Raw genomic sequence first — 23,124 nt, forward strand, 5'->3', positions numbered from 1 at the left:
GGAGCTCATCCAGGGCGAACCGGACGCCTCCTCCTTCCCCTCCGGCGGGCTGCGGGCGACCTTCGAGGCCCGGGGCTACACCGCCTGGGACCCGACCTCCTTTGCCTTTGTGAAGGGCAAATCCCTATTTCACTTTTCATTTTTAAATTGACAATTCATTCATCTGGTATTTTCTTCAATCATTTTCCCGCCCTGCCTCTTTCACTCGTCGTTTATAATCAGGGACAGGCCCAGATGTCATACCTATTCATACACACAATTCCCCATCACTTTCTTCATCTGTGGCATGTCAAGCCTTCCTTTCTGCGCTTTTGATGCACAATCCGAAAATCCATGCATCTTTCATTAATCCTATTATTTATATATGTTTGTTTTGTTTTTAAGAGTATACGCCTCTGCCTGGGCTTTGTCAATGTGATTTTGCCGTTTTTTCAAGCAATGTTTGTTTTTTAGTTAATGCACTTTCGTGTTCGCACAAAAAAAAGAAGAGCCATCGCTAAAATCGCTCTTCCACTAATCTTGATTCTTGGCAAATAATTATCCCTATCCAGCCGCTTCCTCCGGGAACACCGCCCGCAGCACCCGCGCCGGCAGCAACAATTGCCCCTTCGCCAATGGTCACTCCCGGGCAGAGCGTCGCGTTCGCACCGATCCACACATGATCTTCAATGGTAACCGAGCAGGGAAACATATCCCCGCGACGGGCCGGATCCTCTGCGTGATTAAGCATCGCGATGACACAATTATGCCCGATTAGTGCGTCGTCTCCGATGACAATCCCGCCCTGATCCTGAAAGCGACAGCCGGAATTGATAAACACCTGTTTCCCCAAATGAATGTTCTTGCCGCAGTCGGTATAAAACGGAGGAAAGGGCCCAAAGCCCTCCGGCACCGACCGCGCGGTCAGCTCGGCAAAATCCACCGCGAGGGTTTCCGGCGTGCGGTAGCCGGTGTTCATCCGGGCGGTGCATGGCAGATGAGCCGGCGACCCGGCGACAATGCGTTCACCGCTGTTCATCTGTGCCAAAAAGCTTGTAAGTCCATGGTTCCTCCTTATATGTCAATTGTATTTCAAGCGGTGCCTATCTAACGAAGCGTCTGAACCGCCGCCGCAAGCTGATCCGGCGCCCGGGTCAGCGTCGCTCGGGGACAGGCCGCATTAAACCGCTCGAAGCCCGCGCCGTCCTTTCCGAAAATAGCTCCGGTGTCGAGCCAGAGCTCCGCCCGATTGACGATTAACTCCTCGAGGGCCGCCGGCGTTAGGCCCAGCTCCCGAAAATCCACCCAGAACAGATACGTTCCTTCGGGCCGGATCAGCTTAAGCGCCGGCAGATGCGCTTGAAGATAGGCCTCAAAATAATCGATGTTCGCCGCGATATAGGCCTTGCAGGCGTTAAGCCAGTCTTCGCCCCGGTATAAGCCGCTTTGCAGGCGACGAACCCCAGCTGCCCGAACTGGGAATAGCCGACCGCCTGTTTAAAACTGGCTCGCAGCCCAGCGTCGGAAATGGAATACTGGACACCTGCAGCCCTGCCAGGTTAAAGGATTTGCCCAGCGCCGTGCAGATGATACAGTTATCATCACCGGCGGCATCGGGTCTCTGCCGCGCCTTCGAGAGCGGAGACCACCTGCTTTAAAGCGACTCGCGTCGGATTTGTCTGACAGGTACAATCAAACTCGGTGCTCTGGTCAATCCCCGGAAGAGCAAAGGCCGCCGTTTGAAAAATCGCTACGCTGATCGCACCATAGGGATTTTGCGCATTGCGGCCCCGCTCCCCGTGAACGCTTCGGGTATTGAGTTTAAGTGGAGCCATGGTGCTCTCCTTTCGCTGTCGATCTCGCTATTCACAGCCTGTCGGCGCAGGCGTCGGTTATCATCATCTCACGAGCCGGGCATATACCAAAACGCTCGATAAAGTTCGCCGCGCCAGCACGCAAAAAAGGCGCCGCCGAAGCGACACCTTGATGCCTTTATTCTGTTTGCCTTTAGTCGATTTTAACCTTGGAGGCCGTCGGCGTGATGACCACATCCTGATGGCGGTCGTCCACACTGCCGTAACGCTCGCGAAGCCGTTCGAGCATCGCGAGATAGCGCTCAGGCACCTCGGTGGTCTGGGCTTCGAAGGCCCGCACCTTGTCGTCGATCTGAGCCAGCACCGCTGCGTCAAGATTTTTTTCACCGAAGGGATAGACCACGGTGTTCTCCTTGGCGATATGCCGGGTGAGCAAAGTGGCGTAGCCATTCGCCGCTTCCACGATGTCGACCTTAGTCTGAATGTCAGGATCGGCTTCGTACTGGTCGAGGGCTGTGGTCAGATCGAACATATGCCCCCGACAGAGATTGTGCTCCACCAGCATGCCGTGGCGGATCAGGTTGACACCCACTGGCCCCAGGCGCGCTTCCATTTCGTTAAAGAGGAAGTGTTCTTCCTTGCCGTGGTGCTGGGCGTCGGAATAATTGCGGGCGAAATCCACCACCTGTCTGAAATCGTCGGTCACCAGGTCGCCGCCGGCCACGACCTGGCAGCACATGCTGCGCACCACCTTGAGAAATTCAAGGATGTTGTCGTGTTCGGCCTTCATCACGTCGACGCTATACATAATTTCCTCAGTCGTTTAAATTCAGGGAGTCGTTCAAATATTCGACCACCTGATCGGCATCGAGACCGTGCACCATGGCCGCATCGGCCAGGGATTCCATCTGGGAGGCCGGGCAGCTGACACAGCCCATGCCGACCATCATTAACGCCTTAGCCGCTTCCGGGTAGGTGGCGACCACTTCGCCGGTTAACATGTCTTTGGTGATTTTCTGAGTTGCTTCCATTTTTTCTCCTCACTTAATTTAGGAATCTTTAGTTTTTGTGGATATCCGTGGGTTTTAAGTTGCGTCGGTGCGCAAAATTATTGGGCTGCAACGATGGCCGATGTGCCGCCGTCTTCGGCCAGGCGCCAGTCGCTGCCGGAGAGCATCCCGGCAATTAACGCAGCGCGCAGTTTGTAGTAAATTTTACCATCCCCGCCGGCTTCTGTCCAGTAGGGGCTGTGGGTATCCGCCGCCACCTGCCAGGCCACGCGGTCAGCTTCGTTTTCCGTGATGGCGATTGCCCGGTCGCAGGGCATGCCGTCGAGCAAATGGGCATCCACTGCCCTATATACCGCCGGCGCACTATCGCCCGCTACCGCAGCGCGCTCACCAAAGGTGAAGACGGCCGCTTCGATGGCCGATAATCTTTCGCCATCCGCCGCGGCGAGCCCGGTGACCAGTTTTGCATAGCGCCGTTCCGGATCAGCAATGTGGCCCGAAAGCCAGCCGTGAATATTGGCGATGTCGATGATGGATTCGAGCGGCACTTCCGGTTCCCCGGCGTATGCCGCCACGGGCGTGCCGTCGGCCGTCTGCCAACCGTTCGCCTCGGCCAAGGCGATCAACTCGTCGATCAGCTCTTCCTGAAAGCGAATCTTTTGATACATTCTGTGGTGAATCGGTCCTAATTGTGCGCTCATATTGCCTCCTGCCGCGCTGCCGCGGGCTTTTTCTTTTCACTCGATGATGTTATTATAGCCGTTTCGGAGCCGGGCGCTGTTGGCATAACCACATTTTTACTTTTTTAAAAATGAAATGCCCCGCATATAAAAAACGCCGGGGCGAGGCCTCGGCGTCTGTTCGCGCGGTGCTTAGTTGTTGATGAGTTTGTCGTTGCCGTTCCAGCTGTAGAGCTTGCGGATTTCTTCACCGACGGTTTCGGTCTGGTGTTCCTGAGCCAGCTTGCGCATCGCCTTGAAATGCACCTGGCCGCCGGAGCTCATTTCGGTCAGGAAGTCTTTGGCAAAGGTCCCGTCCTGAATATCGGAGAGGATCTGCTTCATGGCTTTCTTGGTGTCGTCGGTGACGATTTTCGGTCCGGTGATATAGTCGCCGTATTCCGCCGTGTTAGAGATAGAATAACGCATGCCTTTAAAACCGGACTGATAAATCAAATCGACGATGAGCTTCATTTCGTGGACACATTCGAAGTAGGCGTTTCTCGGATCGTAGCCTGCTTCCACCAAGGTTTCAAAGCCGGCCTGCATCAGCGCACAAACCCCGCCGCAAAGCACGGCCTGTTCGCCAAAGAGGTCGGTTTCGGTTTCAGTTCTGAAGGTGGTTTCAAGCACGCCGGCACGGGCGGCACCCAAACCCGCCGCATAGGCCAGCGCCAAATCCAGCGCATGACCGGTGGCATCCTGTTCGACGGCCACCAGCGACGGCGTCCCTTTGCCTTCGATAAATTCGCTGCGGACGGTGTGCCCCGGGGCCTTCGGCGCGATCATGGTCACGTCGACGTCGGCCGGCGGCACGATAGTCCCGAAATGAATATTAAAGCCGTGGGCAAACATGAGCATGTTGCCCGCGGAAAGATTGGGGGCAATATCGTTTTTATAAAGATCAGCCTGTTTTTCATCATTGATCAGGATCATGATGATATCGGCCTGCTTGGCCGCTTCTGCAGAAGTGAAGACGTCAAAGCCTTCCGCTTCGGCCTTGGCCCAGGATTTGCTGCCTTCGTAAAGGCCGACAATCACGTCGCAGCCGGATTCCTTCAGGTTCTTGGCATGGGCATGGCCCTGTGAGCCATAACCGATAACGGCGATTTTCTTGCCTTCGAGCAAAGAGAGATCGCAATCCTGATCATAAAACATTCTCGCTTGATTCATTTTCATGTTCTCCTTTTAATGGATTCGCCATGGCCAAAAAACAGCGCCAGCTACTTCCCGACCATTCAAGCCATCGTCCACGAATTGAATATTGTATACTGTTAAAAAACAATACCAAAAAGTGAATTTATAATTCTTTTTTATTGTAAATTTTCACCCCATTGATGTCAAGCTAATCCATTCAATTTTTTGAAAATTTTCAATATGTCACCCGCTGTCCGCCACAAAGCCGCTGACCGTTGGCTTTATTTTTCAGTTTGCTTTCAACGCATTTTCATCTTTTCAGAGCCTTGACGCTTGCATTCACCGGCCGACAAAAAGATACTCCCAAAACGATGGACGCGCCGCCGATGCCCGCCGGCAAAAAGACGAGCGCATTCAAAAAAGGCCGCCGCACGGCCTCGGTCTGTTATTTTATTTTTTGCCGCCGGCCAGTTCCCGGCTCATTGCCAAATGCTCGGTGATTTTTTCAAAGGACACGCTGCCGTCGAGCCGCACCGTGATCCAGTGTTCCTTATTCATATGATAAGCCGGCAAATAGCCCGGCATTTCGAGGAGCAAATCTTTTAAAAACGGCTCGCATTTCACCACGAGAACGGGGACCGGCGCCTGCCCCGCCAGGCCCAGTTTTTCCCCGGGCAGCTCTGCCAGCAGAGCATACCACTTCCGATTCTCTTTTCGACGAAAGACCGCATAATTGGGAAACTTCGCCCAAAGGTATTCCGGCGCGTCGCCGTTTTCCGCCGCAAGCCACGCTTCAACCTGTCGCCTTAAATCCTTCATAAACAACGCCTTTCCTCAATGCTTCAAGTCACCAACAGTTTTACCACTGGGCACGCCATGGCCACATAGGGAATCCCGGCCTCAACGAACGCCGAAGACGTGCGCCGAAAGCCCAGCCTTTGGTAAAAGCCTTCCGCCGAGCACTGCGCGTGCAACACGATCGTCTCGGCGCCAAAGTGCTCCCGGGCCGCCTGCGCCGCCTTTTGGATTAAGGCCTTTCCCAGGCCCTGCCCCGCGCCGTGGTCAGCACCCAGCCAAAACAAACGTTTCCCAGCGCATCCGTTTGAAACATCCGCAGATAATCCAACATCCTTCCGGTCGCGTCCCGGGTGTAAAGGTTGAAACAGCGAAGATCTTCGCTGTCGGCATCGGGATAAAGCGTTTTTTGCTCCCGCACGAAAACATCGGCCCGCGCCTGCATCATGGCATAAAGCTCCGGCGCGCTCATGGCGTCGAGGCGCCTAACAGTCTATCGTCGCATATGAAAGGTCCCTTCCCAATCTTCAGCGCATTTGACGCCGCTGACCGCACAGGGAAGTGCCCGTCTTGCCGTTTGCCACATCAGGCCGCGATTTGCTGCCCGGCCAATACGGCCGCGACGCCCAGTCCCATGCTTAGCATTGCATAAAACGCGGCCGTTGGCGCCGAACCGGCCCTTAGCAAATCGCTCGTCTCCAGTGCAAAGGAAGAAAAAGTGGTGAAACCGCCGCAAATACCCACTTTTAAAAACAATACCAAACGCGGGCTCAGACTGCTGTGCCTGGCAGCCAGTCCCACGATCAAGCCGATCATCAGGGCGCCGATCAGATTGATCGCAAAGGTCTTGTAGGGAAATCCCGAAACGCTTTCCAACGGGGCCAGCCCGATCAGGTAACGCAGCACCGCGCCCATAAAACCGCCGGCGCCGACGGCCAAGCAATCCATCATCTTTTATGTCTCCTCACTTTCTTTCCTGTCAATACAGTAATGCCTCAAAATCGTTTTTGATTTAAATCGACACGTCATCGACCGGCGCTTCAAAACCAAAGCGCGCCTGAAAACCGCATTGCCGGTTTCTTCCGGCCTTCCATCAATTTAAAGATAATCCTTGCGTGCCGGATCAAAGGCATCGGGTCAAAATGTTTATTTGAAACCATCGCGGTCAAGGACATGATCACCGCCTTTACAGTTTGCCACTTTTAGTCAACCGATGGGCGCAGCGGCCCCGTCTTCCGCAGGCTGGGCACACCAAACGGCGGCTCGCCCGACCGTGAATCGCCTTTAGGTAGGCGCCCAAAGCCGGCGTGAAACGATGGTGGCAATGGGCGCATTCAAAACTTCCCGCCTTTCGGTCGAGGTTCGCCGCGACCAGGGTGTCTGCTATTAAAACGGCGATGCCCCACAGGATCATCGCGACGCGAGCCACCTGCGGCAATCCCTTTAAAATCACGGACAAGGCGATAAGCACGGCGCAAACCATCACGCCAAACATGCCGACTACCGAGGCAAACACGATTTGCTGCCGGCTGGAGGCCTCGGACGCATGCGTCGGTTCTTCCTTAAGATTACCGGCCATCTCAGGCCTCGAGGATATAGGCGGCAGTGATTTCGGCGATCACCGTGTAGTGGGCGTCCTTATTCGGGCCGGCACACACGAAGCTGTCGACGTCCCGAGGATACATCGCCTCGCGGATGTCCTCCGGATAAGCGGCCATGTCCTGCAGCTGCTTGTAAAGCACCTTGCATTCGAGGGTGAGCGGCAGCTCTGCGATGGCCGGCACCGCGACCTTCTCGCCCGCCACCGGCGTGAGATGCGCCGCCGCGATCTTGTCGATATCCCGACCGGACCGGCTGCCGCAGATTTTGATAACGGCCGGATCCACCGGTCCGCTCACCGGCAAATTGATGGTAAATTCTGGATGCGCCGCCAACTGCTCCGCCGTAAAGCGATGCTCGCGGATATAGGCCGTGAAGACCGGCCGCGCCCAGTTGATGCCGACGCCGCCCCAGCCGATGACCATGGTATTGGTCTTGCCGTGGGCACGGGTGGTCAGCAAAATGCCCTTCGGCAAAGCTTCCATGATTCGCGGGGCATAATCCTGCCACTGGATGTTCCGTCTTTTCATCGTAATTCACTCCTTACTTTAAATTGTGCTCATTATAGCCGCGGCGCCGGCAAATTTCAAATCTTTTTCGCCGCTCGGCGCGTGCCGGCCGCCCGGCCGATACCCAACCGCAGTGTCAGCGGGCATTCGCCGAAAGCCGAATACGCTTTTTTGGTCCGTTCGCATTTTGCAAAACGCCCTTTCTTAAGCCCTCCCTTGACAAACGGGCGCTCATCCGTTACACTTTCGCTGTAATTTATCACATTACAAAACGCCGGTTGCGCTTGCCGCCTTCGACATCCTCTTTGTATTATATTCTGAAGGAGAACCTCATGAATGCCCAATCCTGTCTTGACGAGCTGCGCCGCATCCGCGACGTGGTTTTTGCCACCGTCGGTGCCGACGGCGCTCCCCGGGCCCGCATCATCGACATCATGCTGGCCGAGCCCGGCCGGCTGATTTTCTGCACGGCCCGAGGCAAGCATTTTTATCAGGAGCTCGTCGCCCGACCGGAGGTCGCCGTCACCGGGATGAATGACCACTGGCAGTCCATCCGGCTGACGGGGCGCGCCACCCGCTTGCCCGAGGCCGACCAACGCGCCTGGATCGACCACATCTTCGAGGCCAACCCTTCGATGAACGAGGTTTATCCCGGCGACGCTCGTTACATCCTCGAAGCCTTTGCCATCGACCGCGGCGCGCTCGAGTTTTTCGATTTGGGACGCTCCCCCATCGTCCGGGAAAGCTTTGCCTTCGGCGGTGACACGCCCGAGGCCAAGGGTTTTTTCATCACCGACGGCTGCATCGGCTGCGACACCTGCGCCGGCCTGTGCCCCCAGCAGGCCATCGACGCCGGCACGCCCTATGTGATTCGTCAGCCCAACTGCCTGCATTGCGGGCTGTGCTTTGAGAATTGCCCGGTGGAGGCCATCGCCCGAAGGGAGGCGGTTTAAATTCGCGCCATTTCCCTTTATTTTGCCACCCACCTGCAGGTGTATTGGCAGATGGTGGCCCGCCACGTGCTGATCAGCCTTTTGTCGCTTTTCGTCGCGGCGGTTATCGCTATTCCCCTGGGCACCCTGTGCAGCCGCCTGTCCCGGCTGGAAAAAATTTCCGTTGGCTTCTGGGGAGCGCTGCGCATCGTGCCGTCGCTGGCCATTCTCTTTTTGCTCGTGCCCATCATGGGCACCGGCCTGCTCCCGGCGCTCATCGCGTTGATTTTGCTGGCGATTCCGCCGATACTCATCAACACGGCGCTCGCCTTCAAAAGTCTGCCCGCCGATATCCTCGAGGCGGCCCGGGGCATGGGCATGCCCGAAAAGCGCCTGTTCTGGCAGATCAAGGTGCCGCTGGCCTTCCCCACCATCTTTGCCGGCTTCCGCACCGCCGCCGCCGAAGTGATTGCCTCGGCAACATTAGCGGCTTATATTGGTGCCGGCGGCCTGGGCGAGCTCATCTTCACCGGACTGGGGCTGATGCGCGAGGATCTGCTGTGGATCGGGGGGCTGTCCGTCGCGGCGCTCTCACTGCTCACGGGGGCGCTGCTCACCCTGATCGACCGGCGGGTCCGCCGATACGAACGCCTTTAACCGCCCCCGCATTTTAAAACCGAAAGGATCCCCCATGAATAACCATTTATCTCTGAGGCTCACCGCTGTGGCCATCGCCGTCGCCCTTTGTGCCGTTTTCGCGCTGTCTGCCTGCGGCAGGAGCAAGGGCACCATCAAAGTCGGCTCGAAAAACTTCACCGAAAGCGAGATCATCGCCGAGATTTACGCCCTCGCCCTGGAGGACGCCGGCTACAAGGTCGACCGCAGCTTCGACATTTCGGGCTCGACCATCCACACCACCCTCGTCCATGACGACATCGATTGCTACCCGGCCTATACCGGGACGGCGCTGCTTTCGGTTTTAAAGCGCCCGTTTCAAACCGATCCGCAAAGGGTTTATGCCACCGTGAAAAAGGCCTATAAAAAGAAATGGAATATCGAATGGCTGGATTATGCCAAGGCCACCGATTCCCAGGGGCTTGCCATCACCACGGCTGCCGCCAAGAAATACAACATTAGAACCATCTCGGACCTGCAAAAGCACGCGACCCAACTGCGCTTCGCCTCCCAGGGTGAATTTGACGAACGCGTCGACGGGCTGCCCGGCCTCACCAAGACCTACGGCGCCTTTCACTGGAAATCCTCGAAGATTTACGACAACGCCCTCAAATATCAGGTGCTGCTCAAAGGACAGGCCGATGTGACGCCGTGCTATACCACCGAGGGACAGCTGACCAATAAAAAGCTGACCCTTCTCACCGACGACAAGCATTTCTGGCCGCCTTACAACGTCGCTCCGGTGGTGCGCGGCTCGGTGCTCAAAGCCCATCCGGACATCGCAAAGACCCTCAACGCCGTCTCGAAGCATCTAACCACCGCCGCCCTCACCAAGCTCAACGCCAAGGTGGACGTGGACAAGAAAGACGCCGAAGACGTCGCCAAAGATTTTTACGACAGCATAGCGGACGATTTGAAATAGCACGCCCGCTTTTGATTTTTCAGAGAGGAACTCCATGGCCACAGCAGTTGCCTTTCAAGCCATCACCAAAACCTTCCCCGGCGCGGCCGCTCCCGCCCTCGACCGCATCAGCTTCGAGGCCCACGCCGGCGAGCTGATCACCATCCTCGGCACCTCGGGCTGCGGCAAGACCACCCTGATCCGGCTCATCAACCGGCTGATCGAGCCGGACAGCGGCCGGATTCTGCTGGACGGCAAAGCCATCGCCAATGAGGATCCCGTCGCCTTGCGCCAGCGCATCGGCTATGTGATTCAGCAGGTGGGGCTCTTCCCCCATCAGAGCGTCGCCAAAAACATCGCCACCGTGCCGACCATCCTCGGCTGGGATGCGGCGCGCATCCGCTCCCGCGTCGACGCGCTGCTCGCCCTCGTGAACCTCGACCCCGACGAATTTCGCGGCCGCTACCCCAGGCAGCTTTCCGGCGGACAGCAGCAGCGGGTCGGCCTGGCCCGGGCCCTTGCGGCCGATCCGGCCATTATGCTCCTCGACGAGCCCTTCGGCGCCATCGACGCCATCAACCGCGAAAGCCTGCAGGACAGCCTCCTCGCTATCCACCGCGCTTCAAAAAAGACCTTTCTCTTCGTGACCCACGATATCCGCGAGGCCTTCAAGCTGGGCAGCCGGGTGCTCATCATGGACCGGGGGCAAATCGAGCAGTTCGATACCCCCGCGGCCATCCAGGCCCATCCGGCCACCGATTTTGTGCGCGCCCTGCTAAAGAGCAGCGGCGCCGCCTGCGAGGCCGTGCTATGAAGGCCATGTTCATTTATTGGGCCCACCATGCCGACCAATTTGCCAGGGGCCTTGCCGAGCACTTGGCCATCACCGGCATCACCCTGGCCTGCTCTCTCGCGCTCGCCGCTGCACTCACCCTGCTCATCTGGCGAAACCGCAGGCTTTCCGCCATCGCGATCCAAATCTTCGGCGCGGTTTACGCCATTCCCTCGCTGGCGCTTTTCGCCATCCTCATTCCCATCACCGGCCTGGGCATGCCCACCGCCGTTCTGGTGCTGACGGTTTATAATCAGTTTCTTCTGCTGCGCAATATCATCGCCGGCCTCGAGGGCATCGACCCGGCCATTACCGAAGCGGCCACCGGCATGGGCATGACGCCCCTGCAGGTGCTCATCCGGGTCGAGCTGCCTTTGGCCATGCCGGCCATCGTCGCGGGCATCCGCCTCGCTGTGATCTCCACCATCGGCATCGCCACCATCGCTGCGACCGTCGATGCCGGCGGCCTCGGCACTCTGCTCTTTCAAGGGCTGCGCGCGATGAATCTCTACAAGCTGATCGGTGCGACGCTGCTGTGTTTTGTGGTTGCAGCGGCGGTCGGCACCGCTCTGCGCTCCCTCGAAAAGCGCGTGACCCCGCAATTTGAAGCGACCGACGCCTCGGCCAAAACGAAAGAAGCGATCAGAAATGAATGAAATGATGAAGGCTGTCGTTGTCCATCGCCCCGGCGACCCCAGTGTTTTAAAGATTGAAGCCGCACCCGTCCCCAAAGTGCGGCCGGGCTGGTCTTTGGTGCGCGTCCGGGGCTTCGGCGTCAACCATTCGGAAATCTTCACCCGGCAGGGCCTCTCTCCCGGCGTCGCCTTTCCGCGCATCCTCGGCACCGAATGTGTCGGCACCATCGCCGAAAGTTCTGACACAACGCGGCTGCCCGTCGGCCGGCGCGTCGTGTCCATCATGGGCGAGATGGGCCGCGCCTTCGGCGGGAGCTACGCCGAGTTTTGCCTGCTCCCCAACGAACAGATCATCCCCGCCGCGTCCGATTTGCCCTGGCCCACCCTCGCCGCCGTCCCCGAGACCTTCTATACTCCGCCTTTGGCTCGCTGCAGAATCTGCACCTGACCGGGAATAAGCGCGTGCTGGTGCGCGGGGCGACCAGCGGCGTCGGTATCGCCTTCGCCAGGCTCGTCCATGCCGCCTATCCGAAGACGCCGCTCACCGGCTGCTGCCGCGATCCGAAGGCAAAGGCAGAAGCGCTTACCGCCGTCGGTTTTGACGCGACAATCGCCGATCGCGGCGGCGACCTGCAAACGGATCAGGCCTTCGACCGGGTGCTGGAGCTCGTCGGCCCGGCCACCCTCAAGGATACCTGCGCCCACACCGCACCCGGCGGCATTATTTGCTCCACCGGGCAGTTGGGCGGCCAGTGGTTTATGGATGGTTTCGACCCGATCATGGACCTGCCGGAGGGCGGCTATCTCACGAGCTTTTATTCCGGCAATGCGGACGACGCCCGGATGAACGCCCTGCTCGCCTTTATCGAGACTCACGACGTCGACGCGACGCCGGCCAAGGTGTTTGACCTCGACCATGTGGCGGATGCCCACCGTTATCTGGAAGGCCGTCACAGCTTTGGCAAGGTGGTGGTGCTGCCTTAACGCGCCGTTTTTTCTTCGTCCTGCCCCGCGGGGCGATTTTTTTTTGCGTCTTTTTCTGCCCATGTCGGCAGCTCCCGAACGCCCGGCATCCCTGTGCGATTGTCTCGCATCGAACATTTTAATTTTACATAATCTCAGAAAAACTCAATTTGTTTGGACTAATAAGTCTCATTTTTACCAAATAACGCAACTCACATCTTCCTTTAAAAAAATACATGACAAAGAATAGATATTTTTATTGACATGGCTATACCCCCATATGTATAATAGCGTTAGATAATACATTAACGGGTATATGTTAGTTGAGAGGAGAAATACGAATGAAAGCTTTGATGGTCAAACTGAAGAGCCTGCCCGCCGTCGGCGGTACCAAAAAAGATATCGCTCTGTTGAGCATTGCCGGTGTTTCCCTGCTGTTCAGTCTATTCCAACGGGTCGCCCTACTCTTTGATACGGCTTGGGTTGCCATTGCACTCTGCGGCATTCCCATCATTTTCGAAGCGATCATCGGCCTGGTTACCGAGTTCGATATTACCGCCGATGTGCTCGTTGCCATCGCGCTGATCGCCTCGGTGGCCGTCGGCGAAACCTTTGCCGCCGGGGAAGTGGCCTTCATCATGCAGCTGGGCGGCCTGCTCGAGGAGCTCACCGTGGCTCGCGCCCGCAGCGGCATCGAAAAACTCGTCCACCTCACGCCGCGCACGGCCCGCGTGATAAAAGACGGCGCCGAAACCATCGTCCCGGCCCAGGCCGTTTGCATCGGGGACAGACTTTCGGTGCATCCGGGGGAAACCATCGCCGTGGATGGGGTCATTCGCTCCGGGCAGACCGCCGTCAGTCAGGCGGTGATGACCGGCGAATCCCTCCCCGTCAATAAAGGTGTCGGCGACGCGGTTTTCAGCGGCACCGTCAACCAATACGGCGCCTTCGAGATGGAGGCCACCGAGGTCGGCGAGGACAGCTCCATCCAGCGGATGATCCGCCTGGTGCAGTCCGCCGATGCCGGCAAGGCCAAAATCGTGAACCTGGCCGACCGCTGGGCCGTGTGGATTGTGCTCATCGCCCTGTCGACCGCTGTGGGCACCTGGGTCGTTACCCGCGACATCATCCGCGCCGTGACCATTCTCGTGGTGTTTTGTCCCTGCGCGCTGGTGCTCGCCACCCCCACGGCCATCACGGCCGGCATCGGCAATGTGACCAAGCACGGCTTCCTCGTTCGGGAGGGCGACGCTTTGGAACGGCTGGCCCGGGTCTCGCGCATCACCTTCGACAAAACCGGCACCTTGACCCTGGGAACCCCGGCGGTGACTGCCGTCGCGGCCGAAGGCGATCGCGACGCGCTTTACCGGCTGACCGCCGCCGCCGAGCAATTCTCGGAACACCCCCTCGGCGAGGCCGTTGTCCGCTGCTATCAGGAAAGTCACGACCAACCGCTCCCCTCCGCCGACCAGTTCAAGATGATCCCAGGGCAGGGCGTCTTTGCCGAAGTCGACGGGCACCGGGTGCTCGCCGGCAACAGCAAGCTCTTTGAAGCCGAGGGCATCCCTCTGCCGGAGCACGCACTCGGCGAAGCCATCGTCTATCAAAACGACGGCAGTACCGTCACCTACGTCGCGGTGGACGGCCATTACGCCGGAACGATCGTGCTGGCCGATACCCTGCGGCCGAAAAGCCTATCGATGATCGAGCGCCTCAAACATTTGTCCATCGTGCCGACTCTGCTCACCGGCGATAACGCAGCTTCAGCTCAGGCGGTGTCCGCACGACTTGCAATCCTTGATTTCCGCGCGGACTGCCTGCCGGAAGATAAGCTCAGCTTCATTGCAGACTGCTTGCAACGAAACGAGGCCGTGTGCATGATTGGCGATGGCATCAACGACGCGCCGTCGCTTAAAAAAGCGACCGTCGGCATCGCCATGGGCGGTATCGGCAGCGACATCGCCGTGGATGCGGCGGATATCGTTATGGTGGACGACGATGTGAAGGAGCTGCCCCATTTGTTCGCCCTTTCCCGCCGTATGATGCACATCATCAAAGCCAATCTGACCTTTTCTATGGTGCTCAATTTTGCCGCGCTGGGACTGGCCGTATTTGGCATTTTAAATCCCGTCGTCGGCGCCCTGGTGCACAACGCAGGATCCGTTTTCGTCATCGTCAATTCATCCTTTTTATTAAGTTGGAGGTAAGTTCATGTTTTCTGTGATCAAATTTGTTTTCGGTTTTGCCATTGGGGCCTTGCTTCTCATCGCTGGCCTGTACTACCTGAAAAAAGAAAATGACGATACCGATTCCCGCAAGATCTATGGAGCGGTTGCCGCCATCGGCACGGTTATTCTCGCATCTGCGCTGGTCTTTCTGATCATGCAGTCACTATAAAACCTCGCTCTTAGCCCTCCTCTACCGACAACCGGTAAAGGGGGCCGTTTTGTTGCGTTGCTTTCATTGCAGGCGTCAGAGTTCTTCTGTACCCATCGCCGGATAATGATCCATCGCGACCCCACGTCCTTTTGCCCTTTGGCACTGCCCTGGCAAGGGGCACATACAGCAATTTACGCGGGCCGAACTTTTCGACACCGTTTTTCAAATCATTCTTATCATGACTGCATTGGCTTCTGTTCCGGCGTTCTGATAAAAAATTTATCCATGCCCGTGGCTTCTCAGACTTTTTTTGCCAGCAAAGCCTGGGGGATGGTATAGGGATAATTGAAGGTCTGCATCAGATCCGCCGCCTGATCCTGCACCGCGGCCACCACTTTTTCGTTGCAGTTGCCCACAGAGTTGACGGCAATCCCGGCGTAAAAATCGAGATAAGGCGTGCCCGCTTCGTCATAGAGCTGCATATCCTTGCCCGTTTCCGCCAGAAAATCAAACCGCTCATGGGTTTCAATCATATAGGTATCGACCAATGCCTTGATATCTTTTGCCGCATAACCCGTGTTTTTAATCGCATGATGTGCTCCTTTTTCGTTTTTGCCGATGCCATTAAAAAAGTCCGCAGCGGCTTTTTTCCTGCCGCTGCGGACTTCCTTGTCCTTTTTGAGATGGTTTTACTGCCTCTGTTTTGCACTGCCCCCTCAACTTTAAAAAGGCGCCTGACCCCATTGCTGTGAAATCAGACGCCTTCGTCGTTTGTATACAATTTTTATGCTTTTATATTACTGCACCTATCCTGAACTGTCAAGCATTATTTTAATTTTGGTAAAAAATTTCATTTTAAAATTCCGAAATCCAACCGCCAGCAAGACAATCAAAAACGCCGATTTCTCGGCGTTTGATGGGTCGTTTTTATATTTCAAAGCTCGATGGCATAATGCGTTTCAAAGACTCCCCCCGCGTCCAGCGTGACGATACCGGGTTTTTCCGAAAGTTCGCCGGTGAATCCGGCGTCATCGGTTCGGCCGACCCACGGTTCCAGGCACACAAAAGGCGCCCCGGGCTTCGACCAGATGCCGAAATTGGGAAAGCCGCTCGCATCCACCGTCACCAGGCGATCACCGCTGTCATGCACCAGGCTAATCCGGTCGATCTGATGGTTGTCCAAAATGATGGCGTCCGCCTCGAAAAGCGCGTCGGTCAGCGGCAGGCGGCCGTCGGTCAGCGGCCAGTCCTCTGTGACGCCCGGCAGCGGATTACCGGCCTTTGGATCGATGCGGGCAACTGTCAGCCCCTCGGTCCCGCTGCCTTCAATCTTCAGATAATAATGGTCCATCGCCAGGTCGTTTTTCAAAAGAACAAAGGCCGGATGGCCGCCGATGGTGAAATACATCGGCTCGTTCCCGGTGTTGTGCACCTGCCAGATGGTCACCAGCTGATGACCCGCCGCCTGATAGGTCACCGTCAGCACAAAGGGAAAGGGATAATTCTCCAAGGTCGCGTCGTCCGAGACCAACTGCAGCGAAAGGCTGTTCAGCTGCTCGGCCACACAGGTAAAGACGCGATCCCTGGCGAAGCCGTGCTGACTGAGGGAATACACCTGGCCTTTGTGACGAAAGGTATCTTTGAAATGACGGCCCACATTGGGAAACAATACCGGTGCATGGCGGCCCCAAAAGGCCGCATCGCCGCGCCAAAGCACATTGCGCCGGGCAGCCTTGCTCCAAAGAAATACCGCCTCCGCGCCGACATCCGAAATCTCCGCCTGCAGGTATTCATTTTCGATTAATCGCGTGTCCATTTTGCCCTTCCTCCATCGGTCGCCGGCAAAGCGCTGCCAGCCGATTGTTTCGCTATTTAACTTATTTTTTATTATAAAGGCGGACACTTAAATTTTCTATAAAGAGGCTTAAGTCCTTTTTCAATGTTCAATCCAAATGGTCGGCCGCAGCGGCAATGATTCTTCACACCATATAAAAAACGGCACATGCTCTCGCACCTGTCGTTTTGCCGGAAGCCCGGCCGCTGTTCATTTGATTCAGACCACCGATTTTAATGACGTTTCGCAGCGATCCATTTTAAAGCTTACCGCCATCTCCTGCGTTTCGGGCTTTGGAATTCCGGGATTTAATCCGATACCCGCACCCGTTTTCGGGCGAGTGCGCTTTGCGCCTTTGCATTGTCCTTCACCGGGATCATCTTGGCAAAGACAATGGTGCGTCCGTCGGTCTTCGCATCCTGGCAAGTCGAAAGCGCAATGATCTGCCGGTCGGCTTTAAGGCCGGCCGATCTGAAATGCATCGCATCCCTCGATAATTTTTGCACAAAGGCCGGCAGACTTGCCATGGTTTTTTTATCGGCCACGTTGTAATAGCTGCGGTCATAGGCGTTGGTATCCACCACGGCAAAAATGCGCAGCCGGTAGCACTGCCCGGCGGTATAAAGCATGCCCTCCTTGTGGCGAGCGAAAAACTTTTCGCCGGTAAACCTCGGCAGATCGCCGTACATTTTGCCCTGGGCCATATGATGGCCATAGGTGAGGTTATAGGCATCTTTAAAATCACGGTCATTGTCCGCGGCGAGAAAGATCGCTCCGGAAAGTTCAAAATCGCCGAGGACGTTTTTATTCACATATTCCAGATCGTCCCTGCCCTGAGCGACGGGATAATCAATATGCGTGCCCTTTACGGTGATCCACCCGCGCACATCGGGATTGCGTTTTTGCAGTTCGGCAAAGCTGATGGTCCTGCCGCCGCTGCCGGCATTCACCGGCGATGCGGCGCGAAACACGGCGTTCATCTGCCAAAGCGAATAGCCGCCGTAGGCCGCCATCGCGAGAATCAGCACTCCCGAGATGACAGAGATTACTTTATTGCCCATTTTTGCCAATGCGGCCAGTCTGTTCATCGCGCGCTCCTTTCCGGCTCTCACGGCTCAGCTATAAATCCGACCCGCGTATAACCAAAATCACCTTGCCGGCGATGGCCTCTTGTGAAATTGGCCCGTCGTAGCGGCTGTCCTTCGCGCCGATGCGATAATCGCCGAGCACAAAAAACTGACCGGCCTTCAGGGTCAGCGGATAGGTCACACGATTGCCGTAGCGCGCGGTTTGATAAACGATATCGGTCTCAATTTTGCGGTTGCCGTTGATTGCCAAATGGCCGTCATCGTCGATGTCCACCGTGTCGCCGCCCCGAGCCACAATGCGACCCGCCCAGGTTTTCCCGCCTCTGCGCCAAACCACCACGTCACCGTCGCTATAGCCAGAATTGCGTCTGAAATAAAACAGCAAATCCCCGGCGGAAATGCCGGGGCGCATGGCGTTATCGGGCATCGGCACCACGCCGAAAACCAAACCGAAGATCAGCAGGAGCATCGCCGCCAGCCAAAACAACCGCTTAACAAAAGTCGTCACTTCTTCCCGCTGATTGTATTTTCTTTTTCTCTTGGCAATGGCCTCTGCCGGTGTCTGGGAAATTTTTGGATGTTTGGCGCTCATGCTTTTTTTGCCTGCCGCAGTTTGCGAATCAAAGCTTCCCGCTCTTTTAAAAGCGCCTCGTAGCTGCTGCGCTGAATTTCAAAAACTTGTTCGTATTGACGGCTGAGCGTTTCGAGTTGCTTCCAGACGTCGCGCTCATCCACGCCGCCGAACCATTTCCTCTTGAACTTGAGCCCGTCGATCCACGCCGCAATATCTGCCAGCGTCCGAACGTCTTCCGTCATCGGCCGTCACCGGCCTTCCATTCGCCGGATCCCCTGCGTTTTAGCCCAGCGGCAAACCAGAGTGCCGCCGCGCCCAAAAGGGTCGCCAGATAAATCGCCGCCCGGCTGCTGTCGCCGGTTCTCACCTTTTTTATCATCGGCGTCACCGGGATGACCGGCTCCGATGCTTTCAGATAATAGGTGTTTTCAAAGGTGAGCGCCGTAGGCTTGGCAGCGGTCGGATCGTTATCGTTCAGCACGATGACCGCCTCGAGCCGGCTGCCGCTTTTGGCATTGCGCACAAACACCGTCACGGTGTAGATTCGGGTGTCATAGGTGAAGTGATCGGCTGTCTTCTCTGGCTGCATCGCTACGGCGTAGCGATAAGTGCCCGGCGCGTCATAGGTCGGCCAGATAAGTGCCTGGGTGCCCGCATCCGTGAAAGTAAAACTACGATTCACCGGATAGGCTGATTGCTGCGACGTCACCGTCACTCGGTACTTTTGACCCGTTGGCGCCGTTTTGGAGCCCTTGAGCGTCTTGGTGGTGACGGAGATATTCAGCGGATCGGGACGGACGCCTTCGATCATGGCCGCCCGGGCCGGCGCCGGCAGCGCCAGCGCCGCCGCCAGAACGAGTGGCAGCAGCCAGGCACAGCCGATCAGTTTTTTAATCCTCATGTCAAACCTCCTTCGGATCCATCCTGCTGCGGAAAACTCCGGCCGCCTCCGCCCCGCCGATGTTAATCATCTTCGCGAACACTTCTTCTGCGCAGCATCACAAAGCCAAAGAGCGCTGCCGCCGCGATCAGCACGATATAGGTGATCGGGTTGTAAAAGATGCCGGTCGGCGGTGTGACGTCTCGATCATTGGTGACCGTTCCCGTTGCATTTTCAGTGAACGACACATTTTCATGGCTCGTCTGCGAATAGGTTGTCGTATAGCCATCTTGATTTTCATCGGTTTCTTTGTATGTCACTTTATCCTTTGCCGACAAGCCATAAATCACAACATGCTCATCATGTTTTAAGGTGAAGGCGTATTTCGTGCCGCTGGTCAGCACGACGGGATTGGCGCTGTCGCTGCTTTTAATCAACGTATAGGTTTCACCGGCGGCGCCATTCACAGTCACTTCAAAATTAAAATCCTTCTTTTTATCCCCCTGAGACCCGGTTACTTTTTTCTCAATTTTCAAGTTATTCGTATTGTAGGTATTTTCAAAACTTTCGTTTTTGGTCGTCGAATTGCTCTTGTAATACACCGCTGCAACGACCTTCGTGCCGCTTGTATCATTTTCAACATAAATATAAAGATCTCTTGCCGCCGTATCGACTGTCAGACCGTCAATCCCGGGATCCTTCTGAGCGATGGTGTAATGATAAATGCCCGGCGCCGAAAATTTAGAGGCATCAAAGGTCATCGTCGCATCCTTGGTTTGCGTTCCCTTGCCCGTCAAGGTAACGTCGGCCACGGCAACACCGCCGGTTACCCCGGCAATCGTCGGCTGACCGTCGAATGTTCCTGCCGCTCCGTTTTGCACATTAAACGCGATCGTTGCATTCACGGGAACATTGCCATCCGCCGTGATTTTAACCGGTACTTTCTGACTGGTAATCGCATCTGCCGCCAACGCGGGAATGGCGGTAAAGGCCGCGAGGACCAAAGCCAATACGAGCATTGCGAATACACGCGATTTTTTCATGGTTGCCGTTGTTTGTTTCATGGTATTACTCCTTTTCTTGATCAACAGGTTCTCTCTTGCCGCCGGGACTATCTTCTGCTGCACGCTATGGTGGCGCATGGGGTTTCATCGCGGGCCTTCTGCTTCAGGCCGCGTTCCGGCGACGCCGGAAATGCAGGGCCGCCCCGAGCGCAGCGCCGCCGACCATGGCCAGCACCGCCGGCAACGGATGCTTTTTCAAACCGGATGCGGGAATGACTTCGCGCCTATTCCGGAAAGTAACCCATTCGCTCCGCTTCAGCGTTTGTTTGGCTGTTGTTAAATCCGATTTATAATCGGCCGACCCCGGTTCCGTTCCCGACGCCGTGATCGCATACTGGGTGGTGTAGCCATCCGGCGCTGCTGTGTCCTCGATGATCGTATAAGCCGCGCCATAGGGCAGCGTCAGCGATAATTCATCGCCGTTTTTCAACTCAGCGGTAAACACTTTCATCGAATCGTCTGCCTGTATCCAGCCACTCGGCGTTTCTGTCAGAGCCTTCGTTAAATTCAGCGTGAATTTAAACTTTTTATTTTTGTCTCCCATATTCCCATCGACGCGTTTTCGAAGGGTCAGGGTGAAGGATTTGGCATGATTGGTAAACGTGACTCTGGATGCGGTATTGCCTTCCACCATATGCCCATTGTCATCGTCTTTCTTCGTCATATTCGGCGCCGTGCCGATCCAATGTTCATAGGTTTCATCAGAAGCCGCATGCTCGTAGCCGTCCGGCAGGTCCGTTTCTTCAACTGCGTATTTGGTGCCGCTGGGAAGATTGGGAATGCTGGCCGTCTGGCCGGCTTCCAGCACGATAGTCCCGCCGCTTGTGACAGTGCCGCCCGCACCGCTGACCGGATTGCCGTTTTTGTCCCGAACCGTATAGGCATACGCGTTCGTATCTGTGCCACCGCCGGGCTTTGTAAGCGTCAGCTTGAATTTAAACCGCGTGCCGGCCGGGATCTCCGTTCCCTCCGGCGAGACTTTTTTGGTGATGTCGATGCGGCCTTTTCGGGTATTCGTGGCTTTAAGCTCCGTCAATGGCGTATTGTGATTATTTTTATCTATCATCGCTGTCGCAGAGTTATTCAGCATCGGATGATAGATCGGCGAATTAAATTCATATTTGGTCCCGGTGCCTGCTTCTTCGATAATATAGTCATGGCCGGCTTCCAGCACGCCATCCGTATCTGTCTGAAGTCCCGGCGCGATCGAAATTTCTTTTTCCCAATGATTGTCATCTTTCAATTCAACCGGCGTGGCCGTCTGTGTCGCCTGACCCTTATCCCGATAAAGCGTGAGCTTAATCGACTCGGGCCTGTCCGGATCGAGATTATCCGTCCAAATTTTTTTAACCTTAATTTTCGTTCCCGTCAAAGGGATCGGATCGGGATTGGTAAAGTTCCCGCTGCCATTGGCTCGTTTCGTGCCGGTCCAGGTCCCGTCGGCATTCTTTTTATACGTAAAGCCATCATGAGAATAGCTTCCGTCCGGATTTGGCGTGGCGCCATCCGGCAGCACATTGGTCGTCCGCGTTTCAATCTGGGTAAAGGTGATGCCATTACCGCTGTCGGTATTGGTTTTTAATGAATAACCATCTCCCTCCTTAACGATTTGCGATTTTTTGTCAGCGCTCAGACTGTCGTAGGTCTTAACCCCGTTGTTCAGATCCGCCACCAGGTCATAAGCTTCCTGACGGGGCCAAACCGTGAAGGAGAGCGTATAGGTCACGCCGTCTTCCAATTCCATATCGCCGAGATCCCAAATAACCTGATTGCCGTTAACCCTAGCTTTTTGCGCATCCGATGGCGTCCATGCGGCCCCGTTCTTCGTGTATTTAAAATCTCCGGGCTTTCCATGGACGAATGCGCTGGAGGTCAGGCTGGTTAGTCCATCTTTCAGCGTCACATTTTTATAGCCCATGCTGTTGGTAATGGATGCCACAATATTTTTAAAGGCCGCCTTCAATGCCGCTTCATCGTCCGCTTTATAATAATTGTCTGGTGCCCCAGTTTTGGTCGCCAAGTTTTTCATGCGCGCCGCATCGCCAAAAGTGCCAACGGTATAAAAAGCGGCGCCGCCGTCAACGATGTTTTTGGCCTGCACCAACGCATATTGAAAGTTTTTGCCGTTGTTGTCGCTGTTGCCGCTGCCGTAATAATAATTGGGAGCACTGCCGTGCTGCGCATTTTCGCCCCAATTGCTCCCGCCGCCTTTTGTGTTTCGGTACGTCGGGTTGCCGTCGGAAACAAAAATCACATGTTTTTTAGCATCTGCTCTCGGTTGCACGCCGTCGGCTTTTTGCAGCGCGTCTTCCCAGTTGGTGCCGCCACCGTTTCCCCCCGGGGTGCGATAACCATTCACAATGCTTTTTAATGCAGTGGCATTGCTCGACCACGACGTTGCATTGTTGGCCCGCGTCGCAAAGGACACCAGCGAAATCCGCACGCTTCCCGGATTGGTCGCATTATTGGCCAGTAACTGATCAATCATCGTATTGGTGGCCGACTTGGCGACAGCCAAACGCGTTTTACCACCGCCTGCCGGGTAATCCATACTATTGGAAATATCAAACACAATCACCACATCGGCTTTACCGCTCTCCGAGGTGGAACTGGCTGTGCCCGTCACGCTCAGCGAGAGTTTGTAGGTTCCGTCGCCGTTGGGCTCCAGTTTCTTTTCAAATTTCGGCGGGGTTGCCGTGTTCTCCGCCGCGAGCGCCCCGCTGGGCAACAACGCGGCCAGGCCCAGCAGCGCGATCAGCACACCCAGCCAAAGCCATCGTCTTCTCTTCATCCTTTCCATGATTA

General features: G+C 56.1%; 30 protein-coding genes and 2 pseudogenes. 10 read left to right on the forward strand and 22 right to left on the reverse strand.

Features of this window, described 5'->3' with window-relative positions; all coding sequences use genetic code 11:
* Nucleotides 1–127 (forward strand): annotated as a pseudogene (locus V3C63_RS11075) (glutamine synthetase III domain-containing protein); the annotation flags it as partial.
* Nucleotides 128–496: 369 nt separating this feature from the next.
* Here V3C63_RS11075 and V3C63_RS11080 read toward each other — a convergent pair.
* The 14 genes from V3C63_RS11080 to V3C63_RS11140 form a co-directional block, all read right to left on the reverse strand.
* The gene (locus tag V3C63_RS11080) at nt 497–1,018 is read right to left on the reverse strand and encodes a DapH/DapD/GlmU-related protein (protein WP_329887958.1); all 522 of its coding nucleotides are present in this window, start codon (nt 1,016–1,018) and stop codon (nt 497–499) included.
* A gap of 68 nt (nt 1,019–1,086) precedes the next feature.
* Nucleotides 1,087–1,284: a hypothetical protein gene (locus V3C63_RS11085; RefSeq protein WP_329887959.1), complete on the reverse strand. Its 198-nt coding sequence runs from the start codon at nt 1,282–1,284 to the stop codon at nt 1,087–1,089.
* A 296-nt stretch (nt 1,285–1,580) separates the two neighbouring features.
* Nucleotides 1,581–1,814 carry a hypothetical protein gene (locus V3C63_RS11090; RefSeq protein ID WP_329887960.1) on the reverse strand — a complete coding sequence of 78 codons (234 nt, stop codon included), beginning with the start codon at nt 1,812–1,814 and terminating at the stop codon, nt 1,581–1,583.
* A 172-nt stretch (nt 1,815–1,986) separates the two neighbouring features.
* Complete coding sequence (locus V3C63_RS11095) at nt 1,987–2,601, reverse strand: hemerythrin domain-containing protein (RefSeq protein WP_329887962.1); 615 nt, start codon at nt 2,599–2,601, stop codon at nt 1,987–1,989.
* A gap of 7 nt (nt 2,602–2,608) precedes the next feature.
* Complete coding sequence (locus V3C63_RS11100; protein WP_006597532.1) at nt 2,609–2,824, reverse strand: DUF1858 domain-containing protein; 216 nt, start codon at nt 2,822–2,824, stop codon at nt 2,609–2,611.
* Between the two features lie 77 nt (nt 2,825–2,901).
* Nucleotides 2,902–3,504, reverse strand: coding sequence for a hypothetical protein (locus tag V3C63_RS11105; RefSeq protein ID WP_329887963.1), 603 nt, complete (start codon nt 3,502–3,504; stop codon nt 2,902–2,904).
* Nucleotides 3,505–3,675: 171 nt separating this feature from the next.
* Nucleotides 3,676–4,695 carry a ketol-acid reductoisomerase gene (gene ilvC, locus V3C63_RS11110; protein WP_329887964.1) on the reverse strand — a complete coding sequence of 340 codons (1,020 nt, stop codon included), beginning with the start codon at nt 4,693–4,695 and terminating at the stop codon, nt 3,676–3,678.
* 414 nt (nt 4,696–5,109) lie between these two features.
* Nucleotides 5,110–5,478 carry an MmcQ/YjbR family DNA-binding protein gene (locus V3C63_RS11115; protein ID WP_329887967.1) on the reverse strand — a complete coding sequence of 123 codons (369 nt, stop codon included), beginning with the start codon at nt 5,476–5,478 and terminating at the stop codon, nt 5,110–5,112.
* Between the two features lie 23 nt (nt 5,479–5,501).
* On the reverse strand, nt 5,502–5,741 hold the full coding sequence (locus V3C63_RS11880; RefSeq protein ID WP_425355390.1) for a GNAT family N-acetyltransferase: 240 nt from the start codon (nt 5,739–5,741) through the stop codon (nt 5,502–5,504).
* A complete protein-coding gene (locus V3C63_RS11120; RefSeq protein ID WP_329887969.1) occupies nt 5,687–5,926 on the reverse strand; it encodes a GNAT family N-acetyltransferase in 240 nt (79 codons plus the stop codon). Before V3C63_RS11120 ends, V3C63_RS11880 begins: the two co-directional genes overlap by 55 nt.
* Nucleotides 5,927–6,039: 113 nt before the next feature.
* Nucleotides 6,040–6,405 carry a fluoride efflux transporter CrcB gene (crcB, locus tag V3C63_RS11125; RefSeq protein ID WP_329887970.1) on the reverse strand — a complete coding sequence of 122 codons (366 nt, stop codon included), beginning with the start codon at nt 6,403–6,405 and terminating at the stop codon, nt 6,040–6,042.
* Between the two features lie 235 nt (nt 6,406–6,640).
* The gene (locus V3C63_RS11130; RefSeq protein ID WP_329887971.1) at nt 6,641–7,033 is read right to left on the reverse strand and encodes a hypothetical protein; all 393 of its coding nucleotides are present in this window, start codon (nt 7,031–7,033) and stop codon (nt 6,641–6,643) included.
* 1 nt (nt 7,034) lies between these two features.
* A complete protein-coding gene (locus tag V3C63_RS11135; protein WP_329887973.1) occupies nt 7,035–7,583 on the reverse strand; it encodes a flavin reductase family protein in 549 nt (182 codons plus the stop codon).
* 56 nt (nt 7,584–7,639) lie between these two features.
* Complete coding sequence (locus V3C63_RS11140) at nt 7,640–7,825, reverse strand: hypothetical protein (protein WP_329887974.1); 186 nt, start codon at nt 7,823–7,825, stop codon at nt 7,640–7,642.
* A 69-nt stretch (nt 7,826–7,894) separates the two neighbouring features.
* On the opposite strand from V3C63_RS11140, the gene V3C63_RS11145 reads away from it, so the two are divergent.
* From V3C63_RS11145 to V3C63_RS11185, 9 genes are all read left to right on the forward strand, one after another.
* Entirely contained in the window at nt 7,895–8,515 is a 621-nt protein-coding gene (locus V3C63_RS11145) for a pyridoxamine 5'-phosphate oxidase family protein (protein ID WP_329887975.1), read from the forward strand.
* Nucleotides 8,516–8,566: 51 nt separating this feature from the next.
* The gene (locus V3C63_RS11150) at nt 8,567–9,151 is read left to right on the forward strand and encodes an ABC transporter permease (RefSeq protein WP_329887976.1); all 585 of its coding nucleotides are present in this window, start codon (nt 8,567–8,569) and stop codon (nt 9,149–9,151) included.
* A 34-nt stretch (nt 9,152–9,185) separates the two neighbouring features.
* Nucleotides 9,186–10,091: a glycine betaine ABC transporter substrate-binding protein gene (locus tag V3C63_RS11155; RefSeq protein WP_329887978.1), complete on the forward strand. Its 906-nt coding sequence runs from the start codon at nt 9,186–9,188 to the stop codon at nt 10,089–10,091.
* Nucleotides 10,092–10,125: 34 nt separating this feature from the next.
* The gene (locus V3C63_RS11160) at nt 10,126–10,884 is read left to right on the forward strand and encodes an ABC transporter ATP-binding protein (RefSeq protein WP_329887980.1); all 759 of its coding nucleotides are present in this window, start codon (nt 10,126–10,128) and stop codon (nt 10,882–10,884) included.
* Nucleotides 10,881–11,558 (forward strand): ABC transporter permease, encoded by a 678-nt coding sequence (locus V3C63_RS11165; protein WP_329887982.1) that lies wholly within the window; start codon nt 10,881–10,883, stop codon nt 11,556–11,558. Before V3C63_RS11160 ends, V3C63_RS11165 begins: the two co-directional genes overlap by 4 nt.
* Nucleotides 11,551–11,985, forward strand: a complete 435-nt coding sequence (locus V3C63_RS11170; RefSeq protein WP_329887983.1) for an alcohol dehydrogenase catalytic domain-containing protein — start codon at nt 11,551–11,553, stop codon at nt 11,983–11,985. Before V3C63_RS11165 ends, V3C63_RS11170 begins: the two co-directional genes overlap by 8 nt.
* 14 nt (nt 11,986–11,999) lie before the next feature.
* On the forward strand, nt 12,000–12,521 hold the full coding sequence (locus V3C63_RS11175) for a zinc-binding dehydrogenase (RefSeq protein ID WP_329887985.1): 522 nt from the start codon (nt 12,000–12,002) through the stop codon (nt 12,519–12,521).
* Nucleotides 12,522–12,841: 320 nt separating this feature from the next.
* Nucleotides 12,842–14,707, forward strand: a complete 1,866-nt coding sequence (locus tag V3C63_RS11180; protein WP_329887987.1) for a heavy metal translocating P-type ATPase — start codon at nt 12,842–12,844, stop codon at nt 14,705–14,707.
* 4 nt (nt 14,708–14,711) lie between these two features.
* Nucleotides 14,712–14,897: a hypothetical protein gene (locus tag V3C63_RS11185; protein ID WP_329887989.1), complete on the forward strand. Its 186-nt coding sequence runs from the start codon at nt 14,712–14,714 to the stop codon at nt 14,895–14,897.
* Between the two features lie 172 nt (nt 14,898–15,069).
* Here V3C63_RS11185 and V3C63_RS11190 read toward each other — a convergent pair.
* The 8 genes and pseudogenes from V3C63_RS11190 to V3C63_RS11225 all read right to left on the reverse strand — a co-directional run.
* Nucleotides 15,070–15,412, reverse strand: a pseudogene (locus V3C63_RS11190) (aminotransferase class III-fold pyridoxal phosphate-dependent enzyme); the annotation flags it as partial.
* Nucleotides 15,413–15,813: 401 nt separating this feature from the next.
* The gene (locus V3C63_RS11195; RefSeq protein WP_329887991.1) at nt 15,814–16,695 is read right to left on the reverse strand and encodes an aldose 1-epimerase family protein; all 882 of its coding nucleotides are present in this window, start codon (nt 16,693–16,695) and stop codon (nt 15,814–15,816) included.
* Nucleotides 16,696–17,021: 326 nt separating this feature from the next.
* A complete protein-coding gene (gene srtB, locus V3C63_RS11200; protein WP_329887993.1) occupies nt 17,022–17,801 on the reverse strand; it encodes a class B sortase in 780 nt (259 codons plus the stop codon).
* Between the two features lie 31 nt (nt 17,802–17,832).
* On the reverse strand, nt 17,833–18,393 hold the full coding sequence (gene lepB, locus V3C63_RS11205) for a signal peptidase I (protein WP_329887995.1): 561 nt from the start codon (nt 18,391–18,393) through the stop codon (nt 17,833–17,835).
* The gene (locus tag V3C63_RS11210; protein ID WP_329887997.1) at nt 18,390–18,617 is read right to left on the reverse strand and encodes a hypothetical protein; all 228 of its coding nucleotides are present in this window, start codon (nt 18,615–18,617) and stop codon (nt 18,390–18,392) included. Before V3C63_RS11210 ends, lepB begins: the two co-directional genes overlap by 4 nt.
* Nucleotides 18,614–19,276, reverse strand: coding sequence for a Spy0128 family protein (locus V3C63_RS11215; RefSeq protein WP_329887999.1), 663 nt, complete (start codon nt 19,274–19,276; stop codon nt 18,614–18,616). The genes V3C63_RS11210 and V3C63_RS11215 overlap by 4 nt, the downstream gene beginning before the upstream one ends.
* 62 nt (nt 19,277–19,338) lie before the next feature.
* Entirely contained in the window at nt 19,339–20,319 is a 981-nt protein-coding gene (locus V3C63_RS11220; RefSeq protein WP_329888000.1) for a DUF7601 domain-containing protein, read from the reverse strand.
* Nucleotides 20,320–20,422: 103 nt separating this feature from the next.
* Nucleotides 20,423–23,119, reverse strand: a complete 2,697-nt coding sequence (locus V3C63_RS11225) for a DUF7601 domain-containing protein (RefSeq protein ID WP_329888002.1) — start codon at nt 23,117–23,119, stop codon at nt 20,423–20,425.
* Between the last annotated feature and the right edge of the window lie 5 nt (nt 23,120–23,124).

The sequence above is a fragment of the Pseudoramibacter faecis genome (genome assembly GCF_036289405.1).
Lineage (GTDB): Bacteria > Bacillota > Clostridia > Eubacteriales > Eubacteriaceae > Pseudoramibacter > Pseudoramibacter faecis.